Source organism: Arthrobacter sp. Leaf337 (assembly GCF_001423745.1).
Taxonomy (GTDB): domain Bacteria; phylum Actinomycetota; class Actinomycetes; order Actinomycetales; family Micrococcaceae; genus Arthrobacter.
Window position 1 is genome coordinate 21,830 of record NZ_LMPC01000023.1, and the last position, 26,098, is coordinate 47,927.

The window sequence follows — 26,098 nt, forward strand, 5'->3', positions numbered from 1 at the left end:
GCGCGCAGCGTCTCAGCGGATCGAATGATGATCCTAGGCCTGTGCGTCCCGGACCGCGCGGTTGACGGCCGAGATGACGGCCTTCAGCGAGGAGGTGGTGGTGTTGGAGTCAATTCCGACGCCCCACAGCACCCGCTCGCCGACAGCGCACTCAACGTACGCGGCGGCACGGGCATTGCCACCCTCCGAAAGGGCGTGCTCACTGTAGTCGAGAACCCGGACGTCCACGCCGTCCTGGCCCAGGATCGACAGCAGCGCCGCAATCGGGCCGTTGCCGGACCCGGTACGGCGGACCTGGACGCCGTCAACGGTGACCGTCGCGTGCAAGGTCATGGCGCCGTCGTCGTCAGTTTCCGTGCTGAACGATCCCAGCGAATAGCGGCCCCACTGGCCGTCCTCCTTGCTGGAGGGCAGGTACTCGTCCTGGAAAATCTGCCACAGCTGGGAGCCGCTGACTTCGCCGCCAACAGTGTCCGTCTGCTTCTGGATCACGCCGGAGAATTCGATCTGCGCACGGCGCGGCAGGTCCAGGCTGTGCTCGTTCTTCAGCAGGTACGCCACGCCGCCCTTGCCGGACTGCGAATTGACCCGGATCACCGCTTCGTAGCTGCGGCCCAGGTCCTTGGGGTCGACCGGCAGGTACGGGACCTGCCACGTGTAGTCGGCGACGTCCTTGCCGGCGGCCGCTGCGTCTTTTTCAAGTGCTTCGAAGCCCTTTTTGATGGCGTCCTGGTGCGAGCCGGAGAACGCCGTGAAGACCAGGTCGCCGCCATAGGGTGAACGCTCTGCGACGGGCAGCTGGTTGCAGTACTCCACGGTGCGCCGGACGTCGTCGATATCGGAGAAATCGATCATGGGGTCGATGCCCTGCACAAACATGTTCAGGCCCAGCGTGACCAGGTCCACGTTGCCGGTCCGCTCGCCGTTTCCGAACAGGCATCCCTCGATCCGGTCTGCGCCGGCGAGGTAACCCAGCTCGGCGGCGGCAACACCGGTTCCGCGGTCGTTGTGCGGGTGCAGCGAGAGGATGATGCCCTCGCGGGGGTGCAGGTGGCGGCTCATCCACTCGATGGAATCGGCATAGACGTTGGGTGTGGCCATTTCCACCGTGGCCGGCAGGTTGATGATTACCTGGCTGTCAGCCGAGGCCTCGAAGACATCGGCCACGGCATTGCACACGCGCACGGCGTATTCGAGTTCCGTGCCGGTGAAGGACTCCGGGGAGTACTCGTAGGTGATGTGCGTGTCCGCCAGTGTTTCCTCGTATTTCTTGCACAGGCGTGCACCCTGTAGAGCAATGTCCAGGATGCCGTCCTCGTCCTGGTTGAACACCACGCGGCGCTGCAGGACTGACGTCGAGTTGTAGAGGTGGACGATGGCCTGCTTGGCGCCAACCAGGGATTCGTAGGTCCGCTCGATCAGGTGTTCGCGGGCCTGCGTCAGCACCTGGATGGTGACGTCGCCCGGAATGTGGTTGCCTTCAATCAGCTGGCGGACGAAGTCGAAGTCGGTCTGCGAGGCGGACGGAAAGCCGACCTCGATTTCCTTATAGCCCATGCGGACCAGCAGGTCGAACATCTTCATCTTGCGCGCCGGGCTCATGGGGTCGATCAGGGCCTGGTTTCCGTCCCTGAGGTCCACGGCGCACCAGCGCGGGGCTTTGGTGATGACCTTGTCCGGCCAGGTCCGGTCCGGCAGCTCAACCTTGATCTGGTCCTGGAAGGGCAGGTAGCGGTGGACGGGCATTCCGGAGGGCTTCTGTGCGTTTCGCATTACTATCGGGGCCTTTTCTGTGGTTCCTGAGTGAAAGGTGGCCGGGCAACACAAACTCCGCGACGAGGATTGGCCTTGCGCTAGATCGCGTCTGAGGCCTCGCCGCGGCAGCTAAGAAGAAGGAGTTCTGCGCGCACCATTTCACAGTAACACGGGTGCGTAAGATGAAGGAGCAACACCTCCAGCAACGTCCACCATGCAGACGCTGCCACCGGTGCAAGCGCCGGGGCAGCCTTCACCTGAAGGAGCACTTGTGCCAAACTCGGGGATCGACCTGTCCAACATCGACCACTCCGTGCGGCCGCAGGATGACCTGTACCAGCACATCAACGGCGCGTGGCTGAAGAGCACGACGATCCCGGACGACCGGCCCCTCGAAGGCACTTTCACAGCCTTGCGGGACGGCTCCGAGCTGGCGGTCAGGGAAATCATCGAAGAAGCCGCCGCCCGCGGCTCCGACGCCACGGGCATCGAACAGAAGGTCGGGGACCTCTACCGGAGCTTCATGGACGAAACCACAGTGGAGGCCAAGGGCATGGATCCTATCCGGGATCGGCTTGCCGAGGTCTATGCCACGGAGTCCGCCACGGAAGTGATCGAACTGGCCGGACGGCTCTTCCGTTCCGATGTATCCGGGCTCTTCTATATCTACCCGGCCCCCGACGCGGGAAACCCGGACCGGGTCCTGCTGTACACCGGCCAGGGCGGGCTCGGTTTGCCGGACGAGTCGTACTACCGCGAAGAGAAGTTCGCTCCCATGGTCACGGCATACCGGGACCACGTGGGGACAATGCTCGGCCTCGCAAGGACCGCGGATCCGGAAGGCGCAGCGGAGCGTGTGGTGCGCCTGGAGACGGCCCTTGCCTCGCACCACTGGGACAACGTGACGCTTCGGGATCCGCAGAAGACGTACAACCTGAAATCCGCCGCGGAGGCGCGCGAGCTGTTCCCGCTGCTGGATGTGTGGTTCGACGCCGCAGAAATCGACCCGGACAAGCGCCAGGAGTTGGTGGTGAGCACGCCTGATTTCTTCGCCGGGGCTGCCGGCCTGCTCGAAACCGAACCGCTGGAGGCTTGGCAGGATTGGCTGGCCATGCGTGTTGTCAGCTCAGCGGCAGCTTACCTCTCCGCCGAGTTCGTGGATGCCAACTTCGCGTTCTACGGCACCACCATCAGCGGGACGCCGCGCAACAAGGACCGCTGGAAGCGTGGCGTTGCCGTCGTTGAAGCCTCATTGGGTGAAGCGGTCGGCCAGATCTACGTCGCCCGGCACTTTCCGGAAACCCACAAGGCCCGCATGCAGACCCTGGTGGCCAACCTCATCGAGGCCTACCGGCAAAGCATCACAGGGCTGGCGTGGATGAGCGAGGACACCAAGCTCGAAGCCCTCAAAAAGCTCGAGGCATTCCGCGCCAAGATCGGCTATCCGGAGGAATGGATCGACTATTCCGCGGTGGAGATCGATCCCACCGACCTCCTCGGAAACGTTGAACGGGCCCATAACGCCGACGTCGACCGGCACCTGGACGAGGTGGGCAAGCCGGTTGACAAGAACAAATGGCTTATGACGCCGCAGACAGTCAACGCGTACTACCACCCGCTCCTGAACGAGATCGTGTTCCCGGCCGCAATCCTGCAGGCCCCGTTCTTCACAGCCGACGCCGACGACGCCGTCAATTACGGCGGCATCGGTGCCGTCATCGGACACGAGATCGGGCACGGCTTCGACGACCAGGGCTCGCAGTTCGACGGCGGCGGCGCCCTCCGCAACTGGTGGACCGAGGATGACCGCACGGCGTTCGAGGCTCTGACGTCCAAGCTGGTGGCCCAGTTCGACGCGTTGTCGCCCACCGCGGCCCCGGGGCACCATGTCAACGGCAAGCTCACCCTCGGGGAAAACATCGGAGACCTGGGCGGGCTCACCATCGCCTACAAGGCCTACCTGATCAGCCTCGACGGTGCCGAGCCTCCGGTGCTGGACGGCCTGTCCGGACAGCAGCGGTTCTTCGCGTCCTGGGCTGCCGGCTGGCGGCAGGTCATCCGGAATGAGGAAGCCATCCGCAGGCTCGCCACGGACCCGCACTCCCCCAATGAGTTCCGCACCAACGCCATCGCCAAGAATCTGGACGCCTTCCATGAAGCCTTCGACGTATCGGAGCAGGACGGCATGTGGTTGCCCTTGGAGGACCGCGTCAGCATTTGGTGACCGGGCAGTAACGAAGAGACCTGCGGGGCCGGCCACTGTTGTGGCCGGCCCCGCAGGTCTTCGATCAGGGCACGTCGTCGAACAGACGCAGCGCCGCCGTGCCGTTACTGGGTGATCAATTCCGGATTGGCCTGCTGGCAGACGGTGTCGCCGGCAGTCTGATTGACGATGTCGGTGGGGAGCGCCACGGCGCCCATCTTTGTTCCGGACATGAAGTCGGTGCCGAGGTAGACCTGCACGCCGCCGACCCCGGTGGCGGGGAGGACCTGCGTGGCGGGAATTTCAAGCAGCGCCGCGACGTCGGCCGCCACATCCTCGAAGCCGGGTCCGTAATAGACAGCCGTCTTCGAGACGGACTGCGCCACCAGCGGAGCCACCTGGGTGAAGCCGCCGGCGATAATTGCCTGGGTGATTTCCTGGGTCCGCGCCGGAACTCCTGTACCGTTCGCGACGGTCACCGGCTGCAGCGCCTTGTCGTAGGCCGGCGGCGGGGTTGCAGTTGGCGTCGACGGCGAGGGGGCGGGTGCTGACTCGGTCGGTGCCGCGCTGGGGCTCGGCGGGGTCGTCGGGTCCGTCAGGTCAACGTCCTTGCGCAATGCGGCGAAAAGCTGCGATGCGGCCGGCTCGGCAACGGTGAGCCGGTTGGGATCGCTGGGCGCCGCCGTGGTGGGCACGGCCACGAACGCCACCTTGCTGATGTCGATGTTCTTGAGCCGGTTGCCGATGGTCAGCAGTGACGGGACGGAAGCCAATCCATCGTCCACCGTGAGGTTCTGTGTCACGACGTCGGCAATCTTGAGCATCTTCTGGGGATCGGACAGCGTGCCGTCATCCTTGATCTTGCGGGTGAGGGACGACAGGAAGCCCTGCTGCGCCTTGATGCGGCCCAGATCGCCGCCGTCCGCGAACGCATGCCTGGTCCGCAGGTACGCCAGTGCCTGCTCGCCCTGCACCTGCGAAGTTCCGGCGGGGAGCCGCAGGCGGGAGTCGGGGTCATAGACGGCGTCGCTGATGCAGACTTCCACGCCTCCCACGGCGTTGGAGAGCTCCTTCACCGCGTTGAAATCCGCCATCATGAAGTGGTCGATTTCCAGGCCAGTGATCTTGTTCACCGTATCCACCGCACAGCCGATTCCGGCCTGCTTCATGGCTTCGTTGATCATCACTCCGCTCTGGGCGGGGTACACCTGCTTGGTCTTCTGGTCCGTGCATTCCGGAATGTCCACCAGCAGGTCGCGGGGGAAGCTGATGACGCTGACCCGCTTGTTGTCGGCAGAGATGTCCATCATCATCATGACGTCGGACTGGCCGTACCCCGTCGAATCTTCGGCGGTGCCGTACTCCGAATTCTTGCCGTCGCGGGTGTCTGAGCCCAGGATCAGGATCTGCATCCGGTCCTTGGAATCGTTGACGGGATCTTCGGTGCGGCTGCTGCCGGCACCCAGGGGTGCCTTGTTGATGTTCAGCTGCAACCGGATTACCCAGAAGGCGGCGAAAGCCAGACCGCCAACGAGGAGCAGAGCCACAATCGCGCTGGCCACTTTGAACCAGCCGGGTTTGCCCCGCATGGCGCCGAGGTGCCTGGCCGGGCCCATGGCCTTGTTGTCAGAGTGCCGGGCGGCGGCGTCGGACGCTGGCGAACCAATGCCTTGTCCGGGAGTGTCTCGGCGTCGCACCACGTGGTGTTACCTTCCTCTATAAAACGGGTTCGGTCCATTTTAGTGGCCGAGACTGGGAAAATGCCCGATGCCCGGAGGCCGCCGTTGTGCGGGCACAGCCGGGCATGCCTGCGGCAATCGCGCGGCGGCCGGTTTGCCGTGGACCGGGAGGCTGCCGCGAATAGCGGTGCTTGCTAGAAACCGAGCTTGACCAGCTGCTTCGGGTCCCGTTGCCAGTCCTTGGCAACCTTGACGTGCAGGTCAAGGTAGATCCGCGTTCCGAGCAGCGCTTCGATGCCTTTACGCGCATTGGTGCCGACTTCCCGGAGCCGGGCGCCGCCCTTGCCGATAATGATGGCTTTCTGGGAGGGCCGCTCCACGTAAAGGTTGACCCGGACGTCGAGGAAAGGGCTGTCCTCGGGCCGGCCTTCTCGGGGAACGATCTCCTCAACCACGACGGCGAGGGAGTGCGGAAGCTCGTCGCGGACGCCCTCCAGTGCGGCTTCACGGATCAGTTCGGCCACCATGACGGCCTCGGGCTCGTCAGTGAGGTGCCCGTCCGGATACAGCGGCTGGGACGGCGGCATGTGGCTGATCAGCACGTCCGCAACCGTGCTCACCTGGAAGCCATCAGTGGCCGACACCGGAACGATGTCCTTCCAGCCTTCCTCGCCGAGGACTTCGCGTCCCAGTGCGGCGACGGCAAGCAGCTGTTCAGTCAGTGCCTGCCGGTCCACGAGGTCGGCCTTGGTCACAATCGCAATGATGGGCTTCTTGCCCACCGCGGCCAGCTGCGCGGCGATGAAACGGTCGCCAGGGCCGATCTTCTCGTTGGCCGGAAGGCAGAATCCGATGGCATCCACTTCCGAAAGCGTGTCCGCCACGAGATCGTTGAGGCGCTTGCCAAGAAGCGTCCGCGGCCGGTGCAGGCCGGGAGTGTCGACGAGGATCAGTTGGGCGTCGTCCCGGTGGACGATTCCACGGATGGTGTGGCGCGTGGTCTGCGGCTTGGCCGAGGTGATGGCCACCTTCTTGCCCACCAGGGCGTTCGTCAGGGTGGACTTACCGGCGTTCGGCCTGCCCACAAGGATCGAAAATCCGGCACGGAAGCCGCCAAAGGCCTCGCCGTCCGCTTTATTCTGCTTGCTCACGTGGAACTCCCTGTTGCGTTGTTTCGGCCTCGTCGAGTAGGTCTTCAAGGTCAGTTTGTTCTGGAACAGCGCCCTTTGCAACGGGCGCCGCGATGATGTGGCTGACCCTGTTGCGGCGGCCTTCCAGGCGGTCTGCCCGCAGCGAGATCCCGTCCACTTCGACGGTGCTGCCGACGATGGGAACCCTGCCCAGGGCCTTGGCAAGCAGGCCGCCGACGGTATCCACTTCGTCGTCGTCGAGTTCCACATCAAAAAGCTCACCGAGGTCGTCGATGCCCATCCGCGCGCTCACGCGGTAACTGCCGTCACCCAGCGCAACGGCCTCGGCGCTCTCCGTGTCATACTCGTCCACGATCTCGCCGACGATCTCCTCGATCAGGTCTTCGAGGGTGACCAGGCCGGCCGTCCCGCCGTACTCGTCGATCACGATCGCGACGTGCGTGGATTCCTTCTGCAGTTCGCGCAGCAGGTCGCTGACCTGTTTGGACTCCGGCACGTAGCGCACTTCGCGGGCAAGTTCATCCACGATGGGGGGTTCCTCCCCCGGGCGGAGGCTGTGCAGCGCCGCGGCTACATCCTTGAGGTAGACAATGCCCAGGATCTGGTCGGTGTTGTCCCGGATGACGGGGATCCGCGAGTAGCCTGACCGCAGGAACAGGGACATGGCCCGGTGCAGGCTCGAGCCGGCGTCGATGCTCAGGATGTCCGTCCGGGGCACCATCACCGCGCGAACCAGAGTGTCACCGAAGTCGAAGACGGACTGGATCAGTTCGGCCTCGTTGTCCTCGATCATGTCCGATTCGGTCGCGCGGTCCACGAGCTCGCGGAATTCCTCTTCACTGAACGAGGCCTCATCCACACCGCGTCCGCCCGGTGCCACGACGCTGCCCAGTGCGACTAGCCAGCCGGGGATGGGACCTAGGACCCAGCACAGGAAGCGGATGACCGGCGCCGTGGACCGGGCGACGGCGGCGGCATGTGCCCGGCCCAGTTGCCGCGGAGAAACGCCCACGATCACAAAGCCTACGAGGGCCATGATCCCGGTGGCAGCCAGCCCGGCGAGCCAGACACTGTCCCACAGGCTGTGCAAAAGGACAGCGACCGCCACGGCCGAGGCCATTTCGAACCAGATGCGCCAGAACCTCAGGGAGCGCATGTGCGCCATCGGCTGGTCCAGGATGCGTTTGAGGGCCTGCCCGTCGCTGCGAAGAACAGCTTCTTCGGCGTCGTGGCGGGGCAGGAAATTAAAGGCGGACTCGGCCGCTGTCAGCAGGGCGGCGAAACTCAGGAAGACTACCGCCATGCCAACGAGGATCAGTGGGGTCACTGCATCGTCTCTGACGGGGCTTCTTTGCCGGTGAAGCCCTCAAGCAGTTCCCGCTGCAGGCCGAACATCTCTTCTTTTTCTTCGGGGTCGGCGTGGTCGTAACCAAGGAGGTGCAGGATTCCGTGCGTGGTAAGCAGCAGCATCTCGTCCTGGGTGGAATGTCCCGCGTTCCGGGCCTGGACTTCCGCCACCTGCGGGCAAACGGCAATATCGCCGAGCATGCCCTGCGGTGTCGGTTTGTCCGGCGTACCCGGGGTCAGTTCGTCCATGGGAACGGACAAGACGTCGGTGGCCCCGGGCTCATCCATGAGCTCGAGGTGCAGCTTTTCCATGGCGGGTTCGTCCACGAGCAGGATGGAAAGCTCAGCCTGCGGGTGGATATACAGGCGTTCGAACACATACCGGGCCAGGGCAACCAACTCGGCTTCATCCACCTGGACGCCCGATTCGTTGTTTACTTCGATGCTCATGCGTGCTCTCCCCGCTTCTCCCGGGGCACGGAATGCTTCACCCGGTTCCTTTGTGCCTCGTCCCAAATACCGTAAGCGTTGACAATGTCGCCGACGAGGCGGTGGCGCACTACGTCCGAGGAATCCAGCACGCTGAAGTTGACGTCGTCAATGCCTTGGAGAATCTCCTCCACGATCCGGAGCCCGGAACGGGTGCCAAACGGCAGGTCCACCTGCGTGACGTCGCCGGTGACCACCATTTTGGAGCCGAACCCGAGCCGTGTCAGGAACATCTTCATCTGCTCCGGCGTGGTGTTCTGGGCTTCATCCAGGATGATGAACGCGTCGTTGAGGGTTCGGCCGCGCATGTAAGCGAGCGGGGCCACCTCAATGGTGCCCGCCGCCATCAGCCGCGGGATGGACTCCGGGTCCATCATGTCGTGGAGCGCGTCGTAGAGCGGACGCAGGTACGGATCGATCTTGTCGCTGAGCGTCCCGGGCAGGAAGCCCAGCCGTTCGCCGGCCTCCACCGCCGGCCTGGTAAGGATGATGCGGCTGACTTCCTTCTGCTGCAGGGCCTGGACGGCCTTTGCCATGGCAAGGAAGGTTTTGCCGGTGCCTGCCGGTCCGATTCCAAAGATCACCGTGTTCGCGTCGATGGCGTCCACATAATTCTTCTGGTTCAGCGTCTTCGGCCGGATTGTCTTGCCACGGCTCGACAGGATGTTGTAGGTCAACACCTCAACCGGATTTTGGAGCGACTGGCTCCGGAGCAGGGCCGCGAGCTGCTGGAGCACTGCCGGTGTAATGACCGTGCCCCGGTCAACGAGTCCCCTTACTTCGTGGAGCAGGCGCATGATCCTGGGAACGTCGGCCGCGGGGCCGCTGATGGCCAGTTCATTGCCGCGGACATGGAAATCCACGGCAGGAAACTGTTCCTCGATAAAACGGAGGGCCTCGTCGTGACTGCCGAGGGACTGAACCATCTGTTCGGAGTTGTCGAAGATGACCACCTCCGTCCGGACACCGGGAAGACTGTGGGGAAATTCACCTGTGGTGCGCTCACCGGCGCTGAACCGGGGCCTTCCGTTTGTTGCTTCAGTCATGGTGCCGGCCTGCGGGCCTCTGGTCCCCTCCAGTTAGGAAAATTGTTTCTCTGGCCGATCACTTCGCCCCCGCTGCTTCAGCGTCGGACTCCGTGCGCGGCCGAGTCCTTATATCTTACGCCAGTAAGCCGTCCGGGGGCCGCGGGGCGTGGCTGCCAGGCGTTTGGCCGCGACCGCTTCGTTGCAGATTCCCGTCATTAGGTATCAACTTCGTATCGGCCTCGTATCGTTCCCGTTGCAGTTCGGCAATCCGTCCGCAAACGCCGCAGGGCGCCTGGGACTCTATGTAATGCTGGAATCCATCGCGGGCTTTCGCCCGCCTTGGACCACTTCATCGGCAACGTTTATCAGGACAGGGCAGGTACCGGGATCACTATGGAGACCAGGAAACCACGACGCCGGCAGACAGCAGGAGGCAGGCGGACACGTTCCGCAGTGCTCCTGTTTGTGCTGCCCGCCGCCATGGTGCTGTCCTCCTGCGTCGCCACTCCCCAGCCGTCCACAAACACCGCTGCCAGCACCCCCCAGACAGTCACCGGATCCGCCACCGCGGGCGTTCCCAGCACGAGTGCCCCACTGGAAACCACGCAGGCTTCCAACAAGGCACCCGTGTACTGGATCGGCCGCAGCAACGAGAACGTCTACCTGTACCGCGAATTCCGGGACGTCCCGGAGCAGGAAAACCCTGTCACGCGGGCGCTGCGTTCGATGATGTCCCAGAAGCCGCTGGATCCGGATTTCTTTACCCCGTGGCAGAACCCGAAGAAGCTGGCAACGTCGATTTCCGGCAAAAACGTGATCACCGTGGACGTCTCGCCGGATGCATTCAACAGCAACCTTGACGAGGACATGGCCAAGCGGGCCATCCAGCAGCTGGTCTACACTGCAACGGCCGCAGGAGCGAGCTCAGGGCTGGTGGACTCGGGCCAGCAAATCCAGGTGGTCATCCTGGTTGACGGGCACACCGATTACCTCGCCTTCAACCACGTTCGGCTGGGCAGTCCCACTCCCCGCGGGGCGGGCATGGTGGCCCCGGTCTGGATCATCGATCCCCAGGAAGGTGTGGGCGTCCCCGACGGCAGCGTCAAGATCAGCGGACGGAGCACGCTGCCCGGGGGCAAACTTCGGTGGAAAATCCTGAAAGTCGACGGCAGCAGCGACAAGACCGCCTATTTGGGCGGCGAAGTCACTGCCTCGGCAGACCAGGCACAGTCCGGACTTTTCTCGCTGAATGTCAACCTGGCGCCGGGAAACTATGAGATCCGGGTATTCCAGGTCGACCCGGGGAACCCCGACCGGGAACTGAACGTGGACTCCCGCGGTTTCAAGGTTTCCTAGCGGGGCTACCAGCGACCCAGGATGTCGCTGGCGAGCACCGTGGCTGCCGGTCCTGCCGTGGATGACCTCAGCACATGGTGGCCCAGGAGCGCCGTCACGGCGCCGGCTCCGCACAGCCTGGTAACCTCCCGCGGACTGATGCCCCCTTCGGGCCCCACAATCAGCAGGATTTCGCGCGGCCCCGGCTCCGGTGCCCCGGCGTTGTTCTCGCACCACGCCTCGAGCACGCTCCGCAGCGGACGGACGGCATCTTCGTGGAGGATGATGGCCAGGTCCGCGGCGGAGACCGCTGCCTGAAGTCCGGCACCGTCGACGGCGGCACGGACTTCGGGAATCCAAGCCCGCCGCGCCTGTTTGGCGGCTGCGGTCACCACGGACTGCCATTTGGCATGGGCCTTCGCGGCCCGCTCGCCTTTCCACCGGACGATGGAGCGTTCGGACTGCCACGGGATGATCGCGTCGATCCCCAGTTCGGTGGCGGTTTCTGCGGCGAGTTCGTCCCGGTCCCCTTTGGCCAGTGCCTGGACCAGGACCAGGCGAAGGTCCGGGCGCTCCTCCGTGTCGAGGACTGAACACTCCACCGTCAGTTCACCCTGGCCAACGGCGGCGACCGTGCCAGTGAGCCTTTTGCCGGCACCGTCGGCGATGTCAACGGATTCCCCCACGGCAATCCGCTTGACGGTGACCGCGTGCCTCGCCTCTGCGCCCTCGAGGACAAAGTGCGAACCGGGAACCTGGTGGTCCAGGGCTCCCGGGGTTGCGAAAAAGACAGGGTTGCTCACCGCTACAGGTTACCGAGCCGGTCCCGCAGCTTGGCGAAGACACCGCCGCTGGCGGAGAGTTTCCCTTCGGTGTACTGCTCGCCACGGAGTTTCGCGAGCTGCCGCAGCAGGTCTTCCTGCGCGGCATCAAGCTTGGCCGGGGTCTCGACCTGCAGGTGCACTTTCAGATCGCCGCGGCCGTAGCCCCGGAGGTGGGTGACGCCGAGCCCGCGAAGGGTGATGACCTCACCGGACTGGGTGCCCGCCTTGACGTCGATTTCCTGCTGGCCGTCGAAGGTGTCGAGGCTGAGTTCGGTGCCAAGGGCTGCGGCAGTCATCGGGATGTGCAGGGTCGCGTGAAGGTCATCGCCGTCGCGTACGTACGTCGCGTCATTGTTGACCCGGATCTCCACATACAGGTCGCCGGAGGGTCCGCCGGCAGGGCCGGCTTCGCCCTGGCCGCCAAGCTGGATCCGGGTTCCGGTGGCAACGCCGGCAGGGACCTTGACCGTCAGCGAACGCCGGCTGCGGATGCGGCCCTGCCCGTTGCATTCATTGCAGGGATCCTTGATGACGGTTCCGAAGCCTTCGCAGGAGCCGCAGGGCGCCGCCGTCATGACCTGGCCCAGGATGGAACGGACGGCCCGCTGGACCTGGCCGCTGCCGCCGCAGATGTCACAGCGCACGGGGTGGGTCCCGGGCTGGCAGCAGGAACCCTCGCAGGTGGGGCACGTTACGGCAGTGTCCACTTCGAGCTTCTTGTTGACGCCGAAGACGGCGTCGCGGAGGTCGATGCGGACGCTGATGAGGGCATCCTGCCCCCGGCGGACACGCGAGGCAGGTCCGGATGAGCCGCCCGCACCGAAGAAGGTGTCGAAGATGTCCTGGAAGGCGAAGCCCTGTCCCGAATAGCCGGCGCCGCCAAAACCGTTATCGGTGCCGTTCTCGTTGCCGGTGGTGTCGTAGACGCGGCGCTTCTGCGGATCGGACAGCACTTCATAGGCGTGCGTGACAGCCTTGAATCGGTCCGAGGCATCCTCACCGGGGTTCACGTCCGGGTGCAAAGTGCGCGCAAGCTTTCGGTAGGCCTTCTTGATCTCTTCGCCCGTCGCTTCGGGTGAGACTCCAAGAACGTCGTAGTGGCTGCTCAAAGTTCGTATCTCTTCCTGGTTGTACTGCCTGTGATGCTGCTGCCGCACCCCGGAAGCCGGGACACGGAGGCCGGGTTGGCTGATGAAGGGCCGGTCACGGCCCGAGGATCCTGGAAAGGTAGCGTGCCACGGCACGGACCGCGGCCATGGTGGTGGGATAGTCCATCCGGGTGGGGCCAAGGACGCCAACCTTGGCACTGGAACCTGGCCCGTAGCCTGTGGCCACCACCGAGGCTTCCGCGAGGCCGTCGTAGGGATTCTCCCGGCCGATGCTGACGGTCACGCCGCGGGGGTCCTGCGCCATTTCGCTGAGCAGGCGGAGCATGACCACCTGTTCCTCAAGCGCCTCGAGGACCGGGCCGATGCTCAGCGGGAAGTCAACGTTGGACCGCGCGAGGTTGGCGGTGCCGGCCATGACCATCCGCTCTTCGCGGGTGCTGCTGGCCAGGGCATCCAGGCCGCGGGCCAGCGCCTGGGCGGCGTGCCGGCGTGCCGGTTCGCAGCTTGCGACGACGGCGGGCAGCGCCTGCGGGAGCAGGCTCAGCGGCGTCCCCGACAGGCTTTTCAGGAACCGTGAGCGAAGGCCGGCAAGGGCCTCGTCGCTGAGTTCCTGGCCGACGTCGATGACCCGCTGCTCGACCTTTCCGGTGTCCGCAATCAGGACGGTGAGGACCTGGCGCGGCGCCAGCAGCACGAACTCGATGTGCCGCACCATGGCACGACTGAGGTGCGGATACTGCACCACGGCCACCTGGTTGGTCAGCTGCGACAGCAGCCGCACCGTGCGCTCCAGGACGTCGTCCAGGTCTTCCGATCCTTCGAGCAGCGTCTGGATGGCCCGGCGTTCCGCCTGCGACAGCGGCTTGACGGCGGAAATCTGGTCGACGAAGAGCCGGTAGCCCTTGTCCGTAGGGATGCGCCCGGCGCTGGTGTGCGGCGCCGTGATCAGGCCCTCGTCTTCCAGGGCCGCCATGTCATTGCGGATGGTGGCGCTGGAGACCCCCAGATGGTGCCTCTCCACCAGGGCCTTGGAGCCCACAGGTTCGCGGGAATGGACGTAGTCCTCCACGATGGCGCGCAGGACTTCAAGCTTGCGTGGTTCGCTCATTCTCCACCTCCGATCGGCTTAACCCGGGCCGCGGACCGGCTCTGTCGCCTGCCAGATCCCGTCTACCGTTAGCACTCGTCATGTCTAAGTGCTAACCAGTCTAATATGAGTCGCCGCGTTGTTAGCATTGGTACCGCTCCGGGCGAAACTCCGGAGCAGGACAGGACATGCGCCTCCGTGACGCCACGGGCGCCGCTGTTCCCCTTCTCCTGTTTCACTTTCTGTGTTCACTTTTTCTAGCGCAAGGTTGTGTCTATCCGATGTCGTACCAGAACTGGGGCCCGCAGGACATCACGGCTCCCCGGAAAACCGAGCTTCCCGAAGTGCCGGTTGAACGCGGCATGGTGCTGGAAGACGTGCAGTCCGGCTGGGTGGGCGCGGTCACCAGGGTGGAGAAGTCCGGCGGGATGCATGTTGTTGCCCTGGAGGACCGGCGCGGGAAGTCCCGCACGTTCCGACTCGGCTACGGATTCCTCCTGGAGGGCCTGCCGATCCGGCTGATGCCCCCGGCACCGCGCGCCCAGGCAGCCTCCGGCACATCCGGCAGGACGGCCTCCGGATCCGTGCGGGTGGCAGGCCAGCGCGCCCAGGTGGCCAAGGCCAGCCGCATCTGGGTGGAAGGCAAACACGACGCCGAACTTGTGGAAAAGGTCTGGGGTGACGACCTCAGGGTGGAGGGCATCGTCGTCGAGCCCTTGCACGGAATTGACGATCTTACGGCTGCGGTAGCCGCATTCCGGCCGGGTCCGGGCCGCCGGCTGGGAGTGCTGGTGGACCACTTGGTTGCCAATTCCAAGGAATCACGGATCGCCGATGCCGTGATGGCGTCCCCGGGCGCTGCGGGCAACGTCCTCATCGTGGGCCATCCCTATGTGGATGTGTGGCAGGCCATCCGGCCGGCAGTGCTCGGCATTGACGCGTGGCCGGTTATTCCGCGAGGCGTGGACTGGAAGACCGGGATCCTGACAGCCTTCGGCTGGCCGCACGAGACCAAGGAAGACATTGGCCTCGGCTGGCAGAAGCTGCTGGGGGCGGTGCGTAGTTACGCCGACCTGGAACCGTCCCTGCTGGGCCGCGTGGAAGAAGTCATCGACTTCCTCACGGTGCCTTAGGCGGAAGTTACCAGTGCGTTAGGCGGAAGTCGAACTCTCCGAATGCACCCCTGACCCAGTATTCTTGATACGGCGGTTGTTGCTCCTGTGGCAGCGTCCGCTTATCCGGGAACCACCGCACCACTGCAATCCGAAGGACGACACCTTGGCAGAAGACGCACGTGAACAACGGGACAACCAGGCCGGCCATGGCCAGCCCCAGTATCATGGTGTCCCCGCCAACGCCCTGCCGCTGACGGCCAACGAAGACCGGCAGTGGGCAACCCTCGCGCACTTCGGCGGCATCCTTGGGTGCGTCCCGTCGCTGTTGATCTACCTGATTTTCAAGGACCGCGGACCGTTCACGGCGCAGGAATCCAAGGAAGCGCTGAACTTCACCCTGCCTCCCACGATCGCTGCAGTCATCTGCAACATCCTGGTGCTGCTGCCGGTGGTGGGGAACATCTTCGCGGTGCTGGCCACACTGATTTGGATCGCCGTGACGTGCTTCTCCGTGGCAGCCGGTATCCATGTGAACCGCGGCCAGCCGCACCGCTACGACTTCAACCTGCGCTGGATCAAGTAACCGGCACAATCGAATACCGGCTTCGAGCACCGGCCGGGTGCGCTCAGTCGGGCAGGATCCTTCGCACCACGGCGTCGGCAAGCAGCCGGCCCTTCAAGGTGAGCACCAGCCGTCCGCGGAAGGCCGACACGGGATCCACCAGGCCATCCGCGATCAGCCCGGCGACGGCGTGCTGGCCGGACGTTCCCAGCCCGGACACATCGAGTCCACTGCTGAGCCTGGCTTCGAGCATGACCCGCTCGACATTCCGGGTTTCGGCGTCGAGCGTTTCCCGGCCCGCCGCCGGCGACACGCCGCCGGAAAGCCTCCCCGCGTACGCCGTAGGGTGCTTCACGTTCCACCAGCGGACTCCGCCGACATGTGAATGGGCACCGGGGCCGATCCCCCACCAGTCGTCACCACGCCAGTACGCCAGGTTGTGCCTGCAGGCCTGCTCAGGTGTCCGCGCCCAGTTGCTGACCTCGTACCAGCTCAGCCCTGCCTCGCCGATCAGCTGATCGGCGAGTTCGTATTTGTCGGCGTGGTCGTCGTCGTCGATTCCAGGGACTTCACCGCGGCGGATCTGGGCTGCCAGTTTGGTGCCGTCCTCAACGATGAGCGCATAGGCGCTGATATGGTCCGGCTCATAGGACAGCGCGGTCTCCAGCGAGTACCGCCAGTCGGCCAGGGACTCCCCCGGTGTTCCGTAGATCAGGTCCAGGCTCACGGCCAGTCCCGCCTCCCGCGCCCACCGCACCACCTGCGGCACGCGGCTGGGCGTGTGCGTGCGGTCCAGGACTTTGAGCACGTGCGGAACTGCTGATTGCATCCCGAAGGACACGCGGGTGAAGCCGGCATCAGCCAGCAGCTGGAGCGATTCAGGGGTGACGGAATCCGGATTGGCTTCGGTGGTGACTTCAGCCCCGGGCTCGAGCCCCCATACCTCGATGGCGGCGCCCAGGATCCGGGCGAGGTCTTCTGCGGGGAGCAGCGTGGGCGTGCCGCCGCCGAAGAAGACAGTGCTCATGCGACGGTCCGGTAGCCCGGAGGTCTTGAGCACCTCGGCGGCCAGCCTCACCTCGGATATGGCGGTGGAGGCATACGCATCCTGGGATGCACCGCCGCCAAGTTCAGTTGCGGTGTAGGTGTTGAAGTCGCAATAACCGCAGCGGACGGCGCAGAACGGGATGTGCACGTAGAGCCCGAAGGCCCGGTCCGCCGCACCGTCCGCTGCTTGGGGAGGCAGCAGACCGTCCGACGGCGCCGGGTCACCCAGGGGAAGAACGCTAGGCATTGCGGCGGCTCCGCAGGGTTGCGGCCACGGTCATCACTACTTCTTGGCCTTGTCCTTGGATTCGTCCGTGGTCAGCGCGGCGATGAAGGCTTCCTGGGGAACCTCGACGCGGCCCACCATCTTCATCCGCTTTTTGCCTTCCTTCTGCTTTTCGAGCAGTTTGCGCTTACGCGATATGTCACCGCCGTAGCACTTGGCAAGGACGTCCTTGCGGATGGCACGGATGCTTTCACGGGCGATGATCCGGGAACCGATGGCCGCCTGGATCGGCACTTCGAACTGCTGGCGGGGAATGAGCTCACGCAGCTTGCCGGTCATCATCACACCGTAGGCGTAGGCCTTCTCCCGGTGGGTGATCGCACTGAAGGCGTCCACCTGTTCGCCCTGGAGCATGATGTCGACCTTCACAAGGTCGGCCACCTGGTCGCCGTCGGCCTTCCAGTCCAGCGAGCCGTAGCCGCGGGTCTTGGACTTGAGGATGTCGAAGAAATCGAAGACGATTTCGGCCAGCGGCAGGCGGTAACGGATTTCCACCCGGTCCTCGGAGAGGTAGTCCATGCCGCCCATCACGCCGCGCCGGCTCTGGCACAGCTCCATGATGGCCCCGACAAACTCGTTCGGCGCCAGGATGGTGGCGGACACCATCGGCTCACGGACCTCCGCGACCTTGCCGGTGGGGTATTCGCTGGGGTTGGTGACGTGGACAACCTTCTTGTCCTCCAGCGTTACCTCGTACTCCACGTTGGGGGCGGTGGAAATCAGGTCCAGCTTATACTCGCGTTCGAGCCGTTCACGGGTGATTTCCAAGTGCAGGAGCCCCAGGAAACCGACGCGGAATCCGAAGCCCAGCGCAGCCGAGGTTTCCGGCTGGTACACCAGCGCGGCGTCGTTGAGCATGAGCTTCTCCAACGCGTCGCGGAGCACCGGGTAGTCGGTGCCGTCCAGCGGGTACAGGCCGGAGAAAACCATGGGCTTGGCGTCTGCGTAGCCCGGGAGGGACTGGGAAGCAGGCTTGGCCAGGTTGGTGACGGTGTCGCCCACCTTGGACAGGCGGACGTCCTTCACGCCGGTGATGAGGTAGCCCACTTCGCCGACGCCGAGGCCCTTGGACGGGGTGGGCTCCGGAGAACTGACACCGATCTCAAGGAGTTCGTGCGTGGCGCGGGTGGACATCATCTGGATGCGTTCACGCGGGTGCAGCATTCCGTCGACCACCCGGACGTAGGTGACAACACCGCGGTAGGTGTCATAGACCGAGTCGAAGATCATGGCGCGGGCGGGGGCGTTCGGGTCGCCCACGGGGGCCGGCAGGTCACGGACGATCTTGTCGAGCAGCACTTCGACGCCCATGCCGGTCTTTCCCGAGACACGCAGCACGTCGTCGGGGTCGCCGCCGATCAGGTTGGCGAGTTCCTCCGCGTACTTCTCGGGCTGGGCCGCGGGAAGGTCGATCTTATTGAGGACCGGAATAATCGTGAGGTTGTTCTCCATCGCCAGGTACAGGTTGGCGAGGGTTTGGGCCTCAATGCCCTGGGCCGCGTCCACGAGCAGAACTGCACCTTCACAGGCAGCCAGGGAACGGGATACCTCGTAGGTGAAGTCGACGTGGCCGGGAGTGTCGATCATGTTCAGGGCATAGCTGGTGCCTTCAACTTCCCAGGGCATGCGGACCGCCTGGGACTTGATGGTGATGCCACGCTCACGTTCGATATCCATGCGGTCCAGATACTGGGCCTTCATGTCGCGGGACTGAACGACGCCGGTGTACTGCAACATGCGGTCAGCCAGAGTGGATTTACCGTGGTCAATGTGCGCAATGATGCAGAAGTTCCGGATGATGGCCGGATCTGTTGCGGCGGGCACCGGGGCGGTGCGGGCCATGGGAGACACGCAGGGTCCTTACTGTTGGCATTTCCGCGGCTGTGCTCAGGACGGCCGAAGCCGTCGCAGGACCTGCCGCACGTGAACTTATAGTGTCCCACGTCCTGCCCCCGCTCGGTGCATTGTTTGCGTGATCGGGCTGCGGGACCGCGAACGGCACCGATCCGGGGCACAGTATCGTTGCAGGATGGCATTCAACCTCCGCTCCCTTGGCAACGCCGTCCGTACCGTATTCCGCCTCCTGGAGGGGCGCCCGGCCGAGGATGCCACGGATCGACGGCGCAAGCGCCCTGCCGGACCGGTCCGACCGGCGCCGGGCCGTGCCACGAAGCCGTCAGCACAGCTGGAGACCGGCGCGGGCATCACCGGGACATACCCGGGTGACTTCACGGGCGCCGCTCATGTCCGGTACGCCCCCTCCCCCAACGGCAAGCCGGAACCGGGTGAAGTGGTGTGGACGTGGGTACCCTACGAAGAGGACCATTCGCAGGGCAAGGACCGGCCGGTGCTCCTAATCGGAAGCCGCGGGCGGTACCTGCTGGGGCTCATGCTCACCAGCAAGGACCACGACCAGGACCGCAGGAATGACGACAGCTACGTGGATATCGGCACAGGCAGCTGGGACCGGCAGCGCCGGCCCAGCGAAGCCAAACTGGACCGCATCATCCAGGTCAGCGCGGCGGACATCCGCAGGGAAGGCGCCGTCCTGGACCGGAAGCGTTTTGACGGCGTCGCGTCTGCACTCCGCGAGTTTCACGGCTGGAGCTGACGAAAGTTCCGAAGGGGCACGGGATCAGCAGGGCAGGCATCAGCCGAGGCAGCAGCATTGCAGGGCATCTGCTACTATTGACAGCTGTGTGTCCGTGCAGGTCGACGGCCACTGATGGTTGGCCGCCATAGGTATCCCCACGCCGCTCAGTCAATGGCCAATCTGAAAGCCCTCTAGACCATTTCCGCATTAAAAAGAGAGTTCACACGTGGCTAATATCAAGTCCCAGAAGAAGCGCATCCTCACCAACGAGAAGGCTCGCCTGCGCAACAACGCAGTCAAGTCCGAGCTGAAGACGGCCATCCGCGCCGTCAACACCGCCGTTGAGTCCACCGACAAGGATGCCGCTGCTGCTGCGCTGGTTGCTGCAAGCCGAAAGCTGGATAAGGCTGTCAGCAAGGGCGTTCTTCACAAGAACAACGCTGCAAACCGCAAGTCGGCGATCTCCAAGAAGGTCAACGCACTCTAAGGTTTTCCAGTTCAACTGAACTGATGATCGTGGCCGGCACCCCTCGCGGGTGCCGGCCACATCCATTTAACCCTCTTAGCTCGTTGACACGCTCCAGCTCACAGCCAGGTAGCTCGCAGGCGTGTAGGTCACCGCAGGCCTAGCGGCGCACCGACGTCGCGATGACGGTGACCGCGTGTTCCACTGCGTACACGGGGTCCCGGGAAAGGCCTTTGACCTGCGCATCCGCTTCGGCCGTCACCTGGATGGAGCGGACCAGGCCTTCCGGCGTCCAGCGCCGGACGTCCCGCTGCGCCTGTTCCACCAGCCACGGCTGCATGCCAAGCTGCCGCGCAATCTGGGCCGAGGAACCGTGTGCGCCCGCAACTTTGGCTACCGTGCGGAGTTTGGCGGCCAGCGCGGCCACTAGCGGAACAGGGTCCGCCCCTGTTGCCAGGGCGTGGCGAAGCGTGGAGAGTGCCAGCGGAGCGTTGCCTGCCAGCGCGGCGTCGGCAACTTTGAAGGCTGTCGCCTCGATCCGGCCGCCGTAGTAGCGGTCCACCATGTCTGTATCGACAGTCGTGGCTGCATCCGCGATGAGCTGGCTGCAGGCCGCGGCGAGTTCCGACAGGTTGGCCCCCACCGCGTTGACGAGGGCATGAACGGCCTCGGGCTCGATGCGGCGCCCTGCCGCCTTGAATTCGGAGAGCACGAACGCCGACTTGTCAGCGTCCTTTTTCAGAGGCTGGCAATCGACCACGGGCCAGCCGGCAGACTTGATGGCGTCCAGCAGCTTCTTGCCCCTGACTCCGCCGCAGTGGCGGACCACCAGCACTGCGTCAGGTTCCGGATCCGCCAGGTATTTGAGGGCATCCGCGAGGAAGGCGTCATTCATCGCTTCAGCGGACTCCACCTCGATGAGCTTGGATTCGCCGAACAGCGAAGGGCTGACGTTCATGGCGAGGGCGCCGGGTTCGTAACTGCCTGCGTTGAGCCTGGTGATTTCGACATCCGGCTGGGCTGCACGGACCTGCGACCTGATCCGGTCCATGGCGCGGATGCCGAGGTATTCTTCGGGTCCGCCGATCAGCACGACACTGGCCGGCGTTACATCGCGCCAGGTGGCCGTCGCTGACGTTGCCGGTTTGGATCGTGCTTTTTGCGCAGCGGCCACTCTTGGTTCCTCCCGGAATTCCGATTAATACCTCTAAGGCTCCCACGGCGGCGGCGCTCATCCAAGCCGGTGAAAAGTGGCACCAACTCCAGCAGGTCGATGGTCCTCCGGTGCGCCGCCAGGACGAGTGTGCCCACGGCGCGCGGGTGCAGAATGAGCCAGAGGAGCAGGACGGTGCAGGCGGAGAATGACACCATGGTGGCCGCGCCGAACGGCCCCTCCGGCCATGGCAGGGCCGCGCCGGGCAGGGCAGCGAAGAACCTGGCGACGGCGGCGATTCCGGCCGAGCAGCCACCCGCAACCGCCATGGGAACATTGGCCGCCCATGGCGCGAGCGGCACCAGCGGCACGGCCGCAGTGCCGAGGATGGTGACCGGTGCCACGAGGGGCGCAGCCACCATGTTTGCCAGGAGGGCGTAGGACGAAAACTGGGGCTGCAGCAGGACGATGACCGGCCCGCAGAAGAGCTGGGCGGAAAGCGGTACCGCCAGGCCGGCGGCAAGCCAGCGCGGGACAACCGGCGGCAGCCATTCCATGATCCGCGGCCCGGCAAGGACGATGCCGAGCGTTGCCAGCACGGACAGCAGGAAGCTGAAACTGGTACCGAGTGCCGGGTCTGCCATGAGGAGTCCGATCACCGCGAGGCAAAGGAAGCTCAGCCCGCGACCGGCCCGGCCGCCGGACAGGGAGACGAGCCCGATCGCCCCCATCAGCGCGGCCCGGAGGACACTTGCATCCGGACCCACCATCAGGACGAACAGTGCCAGTCCTGTGAGCGCGGCTGCCGCGGCCGGGGCCCGGGGTAGTCGAACACTCCGCGCGGCCAGCAACAGCGCCCCCAGGATGAGGCTGCAGTTGGCCCCGCTGACAGCGGTCAGGTGGGTCATGCCGACAGTCTTCATGGCGCTTTCCAGCTGTTCATCGAGGAAGCCCGTATCACCCGTGACCATTCCTGGCAGGAGGCCGCGGGCATCGCCGCCGATCCATTCCGCGGCAGCGGCAAACCCGCTCCGGAGCGCGACAGGTCCTTCCCGCCATGCCGAGGGGGCAACCGTGGTGGCCGGGCCGGTGGTGGCGGACAAAGTGCCCGCCTGTGCCTGGCCGGCATCGGGCGGCTGCAGTTTTCCTGTGGTCCGGACCCGCTGCCCGGGGACCACGTGCTGCCAGTCGTCACCGCCCACGATCAGCACGCGTGCATCACCCCTGATGAGGCGTCCGTTGGCGATGATCGTGATCGCTATTGCCTGGACAGCCCACCGGCCGGATCCGGCGCGGCCAGGAACCTTGAGTTCACGCGGCGAGCCTTCTATCTCCGCCTCAACCACAACTGCGGAGCGGGCCGTCACGGCGTCGGCCACGGGTCCGTCATGCTTCTGGGACGCTGCTACCGCCGAGTGGGACGCGACGGCTGCCGATAGCACCATGGCAACGGCAAGAGTGGTCAGGAAGCTGCGCGGCGCCAGCCTAGTCCCATGGGTCCGCACCCGGCGCCGGCTGATCACCACAAGCAGCACCACGGCCGAGAGGAGGAGTCCCCCGATCAACACGCAGAGCGCGGGCAACGGCAACCAGATACCGCCGACGGCGGCCGCCCAGGTGAGGAGGGCACTAGGCGCCAGGCGCAGGTCAGTCCTGCGCCGTGGTCTTCCGCCGGCTCCGGACGCAGGTTTTCCGATTCCCTGCGCCCTGTCCTCCGGCGGGGGAAGAAGGCGGGCGGCAACCATAGCCCGCAGTCCCGCAGACGTCCGGGGCACGATGCCCTGGATACCGGCGGAGCGTGTTCGCGGTGTACTGGGAAAAATCGACGTCGGGTCACCGGGAGCATGCGGCGGCGGCCGCAAGGCCTCGTCCTGCCCGCCCCGGACGGCTGCGTCGACGAAGCGCTGCCATGGACTGGGGCTGCCCATCTCAGGACACCCGCACGAGCGGCAACAGCGTTTCCAGCATCTTGGGGCCGACGCCGTCCACGGCGTCGAGTTCCTCGACGGCGCTGAACCGGCCGTGTTCCTTCCGCCAATCAAAGATGCGCTGGGCCAGGACGGGCCCTACCCGGGGCAGTGTCCCCAGTTCCTCCACTGACGCCGTATTCAGGTCGACTTTGGCACTGCCTGTTCCCTGCCCGCCGGAACCTGTTCCGTCGGACCCGGTTTCGTTGCCAGCCGTTCCCTGGGCCTCCGCCGGATCCCCCGCCTGCGGAACGTGGACCTTCTGGCCATCTGCCAGCACGGCGGCCAGGTTCAGCCGTTCCAGGTCAGCCGTGGCCGTACTGCCTCCGACGGCGGCGATTGCCTCGTGGATCCGACTGCCTTCCGGCAGTGCCACAACACCTGCGCTGTTGACCGCCCCCGTGACATGAACCACGATCTTCCTGCCGGAGGCAGGCCCGGAAGCCTGCCCTCCTTCTGACGTCCCGCCGGACTCCCCCGGGTCTGGTGTCCCGGTGCTTCCATCCGGCTGCCCGCGTGAGTCCGGGGTGCTGACGTCGCCCAGCGGCACCACCTGGCCGCGGCTGCTGGCGACGTCCCACCAGAACCAGCCGCCCAGCAGGAGGCTCACTATTCCCAGCAGCACCGCAATGCGGATGCCGGTGCGCCACCTGAACTTCGCGGGTCCGGAGGCCCTGCCACCGACGGAGGCGTCAGGCGTATCCAGATCCCGCTGCGCACCGCCGTCGTAGGTGAAAGTCCCTTGGCAGGGGGCTCCGTGCTCCAGCAGCCCCTGTCCTGTGGCCCCGGCTGTTCCTGGCCCGCCGCTGTCATCACCGCCGGCCGGCCCAAGGGAAGCCGTCAGCCGCCGCCGTGCACGCGTGGCCGCGGCAGGTGCTCCCGCTTCCGCTTTCCGGCGTGACATACCCGCAACGCTAGGAGAACACGTCGGGAACGGACACAGCGGAGGGCCGTATGTGGAAAGCGGCCGCACAACAGGTCACCGGGACGACAGCCAGTATTTTCACCATTGAATTTACATATTGACGGGGAGGCGCCGCCGCCTTAGCATTTTGCCCTGCCCCGAATCCGGGGAATGAGTCTGAAGAATGGGGACGGTCATGATGGCAAAAAGGTCTGTGCTCTTTTTCCGGTTGCGGAGTGGGTCTGGGGCTCCTGCTTGCGACCGGCGCGACGCCAGCCAGCGCGGCAGGCAGTCAAGGGACCCAGTTCACCGAATACTCGTCGTGTATCACGGATGAGCTTTCCGGCTGGACGTTTTGCCAGACGGGCACTGAACGGCATATCGAGGTGCATACGCCGAGCGGAGTCGCAGTCTTCCAGGGAAGCGGTGACGTGAGCGCCACCCAGATCTCCCCCGACGGCGAAACCATCACAGTGGACAACACGCACAAGTTCGTCAGCGTGTTTGCCTACTACGAAAGCCCGTGGTCCTTCGACGCTAATGTCATCAAAACCGGCGCGACAAGTGTCTACACGTTTCCCGATGGTGCCTCCTGCACCATCGTGTCGGACAGCATCAGCGTCCTCGAGAAAAGCCGCTACAACCGTGACACGGTGACCTGCAGCCCCTGACCCGGACTGTTCCGACTGGCTACTTCTGGTAAGTGATGTAGGCCTCGTACTGGACCCGCCATGCGTCAGGCGCCTTCGGATCGGGCACCGTCGTGGTGAGGAACTGGACGCTCGTCACCTGGCCCTTGAGATACTTCAGCCAGTTCGTCACTTCTTCGGACACGTCCTTGTCGAACTGCGCCACGTGGTGCACCTGCATTGTCATGGAAGCCTCCTTGCTCGGTAGGGAGCGTGCTTGGTGGGGAGACTGTACTACCGGCGCCGCTATTGGGCCAGAGCGGGCTCCTTTTGCGGTGTGCTGCTCTCCCCCACGATCACGGCGAGGACACCCAGCCCCGCGTGGGCGGCGAGGACGGCCGGCAGCGAACTGATCTGCGCCGGGGGTATGCCCGGGAGCGAGGCCGCCAGCCGTTCCGCAAGCTCAGCGGCTTCCCCGGGATTGCCGAAGTGGTGGACGGCCAGGCGCGCCTGGCCGTCAGGACGCGCGGCGGCATCCGCCACCACAATTTCCTCGAGGCGCGCCACGGCCCGCGCGGCGGACCTGACCTTTTCCAGCGGAACGATCTTCCCGCCGTCCACGGCGAGGATCGGTTTGATGGCAAGCATTGTCCCCCACAGGGATGCCGCCGCTCCGATCCGGCCGCCGCGGCGGAGCTGCTCCAGGCTGGGTACATAGAAATAGACCCTGGTACGCGCCAGCCGTTCTTCCGCAAAGGCACGCACGTCAGCGGCTCCCCGGCCGTCTGCCGCCGCGACCACCGCGCTCTGCACACCCATGCCCAGCGCCATGCCCACCGTCTTCGAGTCGAGCACTTCCACGGGGATGCCCACGCGCGATGCCGCGAGCCTGGCAGAGTCCGCCGTGCCGGAAAGTGCTCCCGAGATATGAACGGAGACCACCGCTTCGAAGCCGCGGCGCTGCGCCGCAAGATAGGCCTGCTCAAACTGGCCGGGCGACGGCCGTGAGGTCTTGACCGGAGTGCCCGTGGCCAGCGCCACCGCAATGGTCTCGGTGATGTCGTCTTCGCCTTCGCCGTAAATCTCCGGCCCCACCATGACGGGCATGGGAACCACAGTCAGCCGGCCGTCGGCGGCGAAGTCGCCGACCCAGTCGGCCGGAAGCGCCGCTGCGGAATCGGTCACCACCGCAGTGCGCACGACGGCGGCCGCCACCACGTCCGGGGTTGCTCCCGGTCGGTTGGCCGGCCGCAGGCGGACCAGGCGTTCCTTCAGCCACGGCCAGCCGGCCGGTTCCCGGTCGTTCACGGTGTCCCCCTGCTATTCCGGCCAAACGTGATGACCGGCCGCCGGCATTGCCGGCGGCCGG

Annotated in this window: 23 protein-coding genes; 7 read left to right on the forward strand and 16 right to left on the reverse strand. The window is 65.2% G+C overall.

All coding sequences use genetic code 11. From position 1 onward, the window contains the following. Positions 1-33: 33 nt before the first annotated feature. A complete protein-coding gene (gene leuA / locus ASF98_RS14935) occupies positions 34-1,773 on the reverse strand; it encodes a 2-isopropylmalate synthase (protein WP_055803171.1) in 1,740 nt (579 codons plus the stop codon). A 253-nt stretch (positions 1,774-2,026) separates the two neighbouring features. Here leuA and ASF98_RS14940 point away from each other — a divergent pair, with 253 nt between their 5' ends. Next, complete coding sequence (locus ASF98_RS14940; protein WP_055803173.1) at positions 2,027-3,979, forward strand: M13 family metallopeptidase; 1,953 nt, start codon at positions 2,027-2,029, stop codon at positions 3,977-3,979. A 104-nt stretch (positions 3,980-4,083) separates the two neighbouring features. On the opposite strand, the gene ASF98_RS14945 is transcribed toward ASF98_RS14940, so the two are convergent. The 5 genes from ASF98_RS14945 to ASF98_RS14965 all read right to left on the reverse strand — a co-directional run bounded on the left by ASF98_RS14945 (position 4,084) and on the right by ASF98_RS14965 (position 9,670). After that, entirely contained in the window at positions 4,084-5,658 is a 1,575-nt protein-coding gene (locus tag ASF98_RS14945; protein WP_200939379.1) for an LCP family protein, read from the reverse strand. A 173-nt stretch (positions 5,659-5,831) separates the two neighbouring features. Then, the gene (era, locus tag ASF98_RS14950; RefSeq protein WP_055803178.1) at positions 5,832-6,788 is read right to left on the reverse strand and encodes a GTPase Era; all 957 of its coding nucleotides are present in this window, start codon (positions 6,786-6,788) and stop codon (positions 5,832-5,834) included. Then, a complete protein-coding gene (locus tag ASF98_RS14955) occupies positions 6,772-8,115 on the reverse strand; it encodes a hemolysin family protein (protein WP_055803180.1) in 1,344 nt (447 codons plus the stop codon). The genes era and ASF98_RS14955 overlap by 17 nt, the downstream gene beginning before the upstream one ends. Beyond that, complete coding sequence (gene ybeY, locus ASF98_RS14960; protein ID WP_055803182.1) at positions 8,112-8,585, reverse strand: rRNA maturation RNase YbeY; 474 nt, start codon at positions 8,583-8,585, stop codon at positions 8,112-8,114. The genes ASF98_RS14955 and ybeY overlap by 4 nt, the downstream gene beginning before the upstream one ends. After that, complete coding sequence (locus tag ASF98_RS14965; RefSeq protein ID WP_055803185.1) at positions 8,582-9,670, reverse strand: PhoH family protein; 1,089 nt, start codon at positions 9,668-9,670, stop codon at positions 8,582-8,584. The genes ybeY and ASF98_RS14965 overlap by 4 nt, the downstream gene beginning before the upstream one ends. 375 nt (positions 9,671-10,045) lie before the next feature. Between ASF98_RS14965 and ASF98_RS14970 the strand changes: the two genes are divergently transcribed. After that, positions 10,046-11,008 (forward strand): GerMN domain-containing protein, encoded by a 963-nt coding sequence (locus ASF98_RS14970; protein ID WP_055803703.1) that lies wholly within the window; start codon positions 10,046-10,048, stop codon positions 11,006-11,008. Between the two features lie 5 nt (positions 11,009-11,013). On the opposite strand, the gene ASF98_RS14975 is transcribed toward ASF98_RS14970, so the two are convergent. From ASF98_RS14975 to hrcA, 3 genes are all read right to left on the reverse strand, one after another. Continuing rightward, positions 11,014-11,790, reverse strand: coding sequence for a 16S rRNA (uracil(1498)-N(3))-methyltransferase (locus tag ASF98_RS14975; RefSeq protein WP_055803188.1), 777 nt, complete (start codon positions 11,788-11,790; stop codon positions 11,014-11,016). 2 nt (positions 11,791-11,792) lie between these two features. After that, positions 11,793-12,920: a molecular chaperone DnaJ gene (gene dnaJ, locus ASF98_RS14980; protein WP_028269153.1), complete on the reverse strand. Its 1,128-nt coding sequence runs from the start codon at positions 12,918-12,920 to the stop codon at positions 11,793-11,795. A 94-nt stretch (positions 12,921-13,014) separates the two neighbouring features. Continuing rightward, on the reverse strand, positions 13,015-14,028 hold the full coding sequence (gene hrcA, locus ASF98_RS14985) for a heat-inducible transcriptional repressor HrcA (protein ID WP_055803189.1): 1,014 nt from the start codon (positions 14,026-14,028) through the stop codon (positions 13,015-13,017). A gap of 260 nt (positions 14,029-14,288) precedes the next feature. Here hrcA and ASF98_RS14990 point away from each other — a divergent pair, with 260 nt between their 5' ends. Continuing rightward, entirely contained in the window at positions 14,289-15,140 is an 852-nt protein-coding gene (locus ASF98_RS14990; RefSeq protein ID WP_055803193.1) for a DUF3097 domain-containing protein, read from the forward strand. 145 nt (positions 15,141-15,285) lie between these two features. Next, on the forward strand, positions 15,286-15,705 hold the full coding sequence (locus ASF98_RS14995; RefSeq protein WP_028269150.1) for a DUF4870 domain-containing protein: 420 nt from the start codon (positions 15,286-15,288) through the stop codon (positions 15,703-15,705). 43 nt (positions 15,706-15,748) lie between these two features. On the opposite strand, the gene hemW is transcribed toward ASF98_RS14995, so the two are convergent. Together hemW and lepA are read right to left on the reverse strand one after the other, a co-directional pair. Beyond that, complete coding sequence (hemW, locus tag ASF98_RS15000; RefSeq protein ID WP_055803196.1) at positions 15,749-16,978, reverse strand: radical SAM family heme chaperone HemW; 1,230 nt, start codon at positions 16,976-16,978, stop codon at positions 15,749-15,751. Positions 16,979-17,014: 36 nt separating this feature from the next. Continuing rightward, the gene (lepA, locus tag ASF98_RS15005; protein ID WP_200939380.1) at positions 17,015-18,868 is read right to left on the reverse strand and encodes a translation elongation factor 4; all 1,854 of its coding nucleotides are present in this window, start codon (positions 18,866-18,868) and stop codon (positions 17,015-17,017) included. Positions 18,869-19,046: 178 nt separating this feature from the next. Here lepA and ASF98_RS15010 point away from each other — a divergent pair, with 178 nt between their 5' ends. Together ASF98_RS15010 and rpsT are read left to right on the forward strand one after the other, a co-directional pair. Then, positions 19,047-19,628, forward strand: a complete 582-nt coding sequence (locus tag ASF98_RS15010) for a type II toxin-antitoxin system PemK/MazF family toxin (RefSeq protein ID WP_055803204.1) — start codon at positions 19,047-19,049, stop codon at positions 19,626-19,628. Between the two features lie 208 nt (positions 19,629-19,836). Beyond that, a complete protein-coding gene (gene rpsT, locus ASF98_RS15015) occupies positions 19,837-20,097 on the forward strand; it encodes a 30S ribosomal protein S20 (protein WP_011692086.1) in 261 nt (86 codons plus the stop codon). Between the two features lie 139 nt (positions 20,098-20,236). On the opposite strand, the gene holA is transcribed toward rpsT, so the two are convergent. Genes holA through ASF98_RS15030 form a run of 3 tightly spaced genes read right to left on the reverse strand, consistent with a single transcriptional unit; the run spans position 20,237 to position 24,100 of the window. Beyond that, complete coding sequence (gene holA / locus ASF98_RS15020; protein WP_055803206.1) at positions 20,237-21,250, reverse strand: DNA polymerase III subunit delta; 1,014 nt, start codon at positions 21,248-21,250, stop codon at positions 20,237-20,239. Further along, on the reverse strand, positions 21,184-23,157 hold the full coding sequence (locus ASF98_RS15025; protein ID WP_055803208.1) for a ComEC/Rec2 family competence protein: 1,974 nt from the start codon (positions 23,155-23,157) through the stop codon (positions 21,184-21,186). The genes holA and ASF98_RS15025 overlap by 67 nt, the downstream gene beginning before the upstream one ends. 1 nt (position 23,158) lies before the next feature. Then, on the reverse strand, positions 23,159-24,100 hold the full coding sequence (locus ASF98_RS15030) for a helix-hairpin-helix domain-containing protein (RefSeq protein WP_082506871.1): 942 nt from the start codon (positions 24,098-24,100) through the stop codon (positions 23,159-23,161). A gap of 431 nt (positions 24,101-24,531) precedes the next feature. Between ASF98_RS15030 and ASF98_RS24200 the strand changes: the two genes are divergently transcribed. Next, positions 24,532-24,771, forward strand: a complete 240-nt coding sequence (locus ASF98_RS24200) for a hypothetical protein (protein ID WP_156372427.1) — start codon at positions 24,532-24,534, stop codon at positions 24,769-24,771. Between the two features lie 19 nt (positions 24,772-24,790). Here the strand turns inward: ASF98_RS24200 and ASF98_RS15040 are convergent, their stop codons facing one another. Further along, complete coding sequence (locus ASF98_RS15040) at positions 24,791-24,976, reverse strand: hypothetical protein (protein ID WP_028269142.1); 186 nt, start codon at positions 24,974-24,976, stop codon at positions 24,791-24,793. Positions 24,977-25,035: 59 nt separating this feature from the next. Continuing rightward, positions 25,036-26,037: a DegV family protein gene (locus tag ASF98_RS15045; RefSeq protein WP_055803214.1), complete on the reverse strand. Its 1,002-nt coding sequence runs from the start codon at positions 26,035-26,037 to the stop codon at positions 25,036-25,038. Between the last annotated feature and the right edge of the window lie 61 nt (positions 26,038-26,098).